Source organism: Mesorhizobium sp. M5C.F.Ca.IN.020.29.1.1 (assembly GCF_003997375.1).
Lineage (GTDB): Bacteria > Pseudomonadota > Alphaproteobacteria > Rhizobiales > Rhizobiaceae > Mesorhizobium > Mesorhizobium wenxiniae.
This window is the reverse complement of record NZ_RZSW01000604.1, coordinates 1-3,436: the sequence shown is the minus strand read 5'-3', so window position 1 is coordinate 3,436 and position 3,436 is coordinate 1. Positions and strand designations below refer to the sequence as shown.

General features: G+C 60.9%; 3 protein-coding genes and 1 pseudogene. 2 read left to right on the top strand and 2 right to left on the bottom strand.

Going from position 1 to position 3,436, the window contains the following annotated elements; all coding sequences use genetic code 11:
* A pseudogene (locus EOA85_RS30605) lies at window positions 1-1,380 on the bottom strand (DUF805 domain-containing protein); the annotation flags it as partial.
* A 271-nt stretch (window positions 1,381-1,651) separates the two neighbouring features.
* On the opposite strand from EOA85_RS30605, the gene EOA85_RS30600 reads away from it, so the two are divergent.
* Complete coding sequence (locus EOA85_RS30600) at window positions 1,652-2,023, top strand: Hpt domain-containing protein (protein ID WP_065009519.1); 372 nt, start codon at window positions 1,652-1,654, stop codon at window positions 2,021-2,023.
* A gap of 100 nt (window positions 2,024-2,123) precedes the next feature.
* The gene (locus EOA85_RS30595; RefSeq protein ID WP_006334837.1) at window positions 2,124-2,444 is read left to right on the top strand and encodes a 2Fe-2S iron-sulfur cluster-binding protein; all 321 of its coding nucleotides are present in this window, start codon (window positions 2,124-2,126) and stop codon (window positions 2,442-2,444) included.
* 195 nt (window positions 2,445-2,639) lie between these two features.
* Here the strand turns inward: EOA85_RS30595 and EOA85_RS30590 are convergent.
* On the bottom strand, window positions 2,640-3,436 hold a 797-nt coding region (locus EOA85_RS30590; protein WP_127212221.1), incomplete at its 5' end, for an aminotransferase class I/II-fold pyridoxal phosphate-dependent enzyme.

Genomic DNA, 3,436 nt, shown 5'->3' with positions numbered 1-3,436 from the left:
GGTCTGAAATTCACTAATCAGCGCCTGGCCGCGTTCGGCCAGCGTCCGCTCGATGCCGTCAAGGCTGGCTTCAAATTCGGAGTTGAGCGTACGCGCGGCGCCGCCGAGCAACGACACCATGCCGGAGGTCCGATCGTCGAGCAGGTCGGTCAGCGACCGGGTGAGGCCGTCGGTCGTGTCCGTCAGCTTGGCGATGCGCGTATCGAGAAGGCTGGCGAAGGCTTCGCCGGAGGTCGACAGCCGGTCCGTGATCGATTCGAGCCGGCCTTCCACCGAATCGAAGATCGACAACGAGCTTTGGTTGATCCTGTCGATCAGGGTGTCGCCGGAATTGGTTATGGTCATCGACAGGTTGGTCGAGGCGTTGAGAATGCTGTCGCGAATGATGTCGCTGGCCGCCCCGATTTCGTCCTTCAGCGTCTCATGCGCGCCGGTGATCGAGGCGCGCACGCGTTCGGCGTGGGTGACCACCGCTTCGCGCTCGCTGCCCAGCCCGTCGACAAGCGAGCGGATGCGGGATTCATTCTCCGAGTAGGAGCGTTCGATCTGGTTCACCTCGCTGTGGACCAGGGTTTCGAGCTCGACGGCACGCGCAAGCGTGCGCTCAATGCCTTCACCCATGGCCGCCACCTCGCGGCGGACGGCTTGCCCGATCATCATCACGCGATCCTGGGCAATGTTTTCCGGCTCGGTCAGGCGGAAGGCCACTTCCGTCATCGACTGAGCCGCGATGCGCATCTCCTGCGCGCGGCGAATCATGGCTGCAAACGCCCAAAACAGCAGCACGGGCAGGATCGCAGCGATCGCCAGGCCGATCAGTTCGGGACGGGCGAAAAACTGGCCGGGCGTGCGGATTTGCCAAATGCCTGGCCCAAACAGCAAGTTGGCCAATGCACCGGCGCCCGCGATCCAGGCAAGCGAAACGAGCGCCACGACCCAGTAGATCGTGTTCGAGGCACGCCGATTGAGGGTATGCAGCAGCGTTTTGTAATCTTTTTGACGAGGGTCATTGGCCGGCGTGAAGCCGGCCGGCTGCGTGCCATTGCGCGTTTCCACAGGGCGCAGTTCAGCCTTTGCCGCGGGTATTGTTTTCTGGTCCTGGGCTTTTTGGTCCTGGTTGGCGGCAGGCTCCGTCTTCTGGCTCTGGCTGGCGACGGGCTCGGCATTCTCGCTCTGGCTGGCGACAGGCTCGGCATTCTGGTTACGGCCTTCGCGTGCCAACTCGTCGGCAGCCTGCGATATCTGCGCTTCCAGATCTTCCATCGACGCTGCGATGTCGAGGTCGCCGCCGGCATCGCCGCTCAGATCGATTTCAAGTGCTTTTTCGAGTTCCCTGGCTACGTCGTTGTCGAGCGTTCTCGTCGTTGTTTTCTTCGCCATGCCTTCGCTACCCTGTACAAGCTGCCGCGGGACTTATTGATTCTGCTTGTCGTGTCCCACGCAAGAGGCTGAAAATGGACCTGTCGTATCGTAATGACACACCGGGGTAAAGAAAACATGCATTCGGCGCGATACGTAAAACTTTAAATATAAGGTTAACAAAACTGTGATTCCGGCGCCGTTATCGCAACATTTTTCCGGGCCAATCATTAACCCGTCATCCACAGGATGGGCCTAGTTTTTGCGGCTGGATGAACGGAGTTGCAGAATCATGCGTGGCGAAAACGGCATTGCCTTCTCGATGCCCGGCGGCGACGTATCGGGAACGGCGGCCGGGTCGCGGCCGGTGGACTTGGCGCATTTGGCGCGTCAGACGATGGGCGACCGCAACCTCGAACAGGAGGTGCTGGCGCTGTTCGTGCAGCAGGCGCTGTCCGTTCGCGACAGGATCGTCGACGCCGATGTGGGGCAAAGACTGCTTCTTGCGCACGGGCTGAAAGGTTCGGCGCGCGGCGTCGGCGCCTTCGCTATTGCCGATTGCGCCAGCGCGATCGAACTTCAACCTGAAGATACCAATACCCTCAAGCGGCTTGGCGCCCTGATCGAAGAAGTCCGCGATTTCGTCGCCGCCATCAGCCGTTAAACCGATTTCCGAAAAAAACGGCATAGAGCGCCGCTTTCGCGCGGCAGTTGACTTGTCTGCTGGAGTGATTATCTCGGCTGGAACTCCCTTCAGGTGACAAATGACCAAGCTGACCTTCATCGCCCATGACGGCACACATTTTGACGTGGATGCCGAAAACGGCTCGACCGTCATGGAGAACGCGATCCGCAACGCCGTGCCGGGGATCGAGGCCGAGTGCGGTGGCGCCTGCGCCTGCGCGACCTGCCACGTCTATGTCGACGAGGCATGGACGGCGGAAGTCGGTGAGCCGGAAGCGATGGAAGAGGACATGCTGGACTTCGCCTACGATGTCCAGCCGAACTCACGGCTCTCCTGTCAGATCAAGGTGCGCGACGCTCTCGACGGCCTGGTTGTGCGCGTGCCCGCCCGCCAGGGCTGAAGCGTGAACGCTGAAGCGTTGTAGCCGATTTTTCGGGTGCCGGCTTGGCAGCGGGCCAATGGTCATGCAGTGTCTCGCCGTTCTCTATAGCGCCGCGCATCCTCTTGGACACGCAAAGGACGCTATAGCACCGTGATTTGGCGCATGATCTCCAGCGAAAATCGATTTCGATTTTCGCGGTCATACGTTTTGTCCTCACTTGCCCAGAAATGCCTCGATCCGCTCCAGCGCGCGCAGGATGTTCTCTTCGGAATTGGCGTAGGACAGCCTGATATAGCCTTCGCCGAGAATGCCGAAATCAGGTCCGCCAATCAGCGCCACGCCGGCATCCTCAAGCAAGGCAGACGCCAGCTTCTTGGCCTTCCAGCCAGTTTTTGAGACGTTGGGGAAGGCATAGAACGCGCCCTTCGGTGTGATGCAGGAAACGCCTGATAAGGCGTTCAGCCCTTCGACCACGACCTTCCTGCGGCGGTCGAAGGCGCGCATCATCTTGTCGACGTCGTCCTGCGGACCGTCGATGGCGGCGATGCCGGCATATTGGCTCGGGGCATTGACGCAGGACCAGCAATTGACTGCCAGCTTGCGCACCTTGTCGTAGAGGTGGGCGCCCTTGTCGCCGTTCGGCCAGATCGACCAGCCCATGCGCCAGCCGGTCATCGCCCAGGTCTTCGACCAGCCGTTGAGCACGATCAGCCGGTCGCGGATTTCAGGGAAATTCAGCAGGGAGCAATGCGTCTCGCCGTCATAGGTCATCACGTCGTAGATCTCGTCCGAAAGGATGGCGATGTCCGGGTGTGCTTCCAGTCCTTTGACCAGCTTCTCGATCTCGGCGCGGGGGGTAACCCCGCCGGTCGGGTTGGCCGGCGAGTTTAGGATCAGCAGCCTGGTCTTCGGCGTGATCAGCGCCAGCGTCTCCTGCGCCGAGAACGCAAAGCCATTCTCCTCGCGCATCGGCACCGGCACCGGAGCAGCACCGGTGAACTCGATCATCG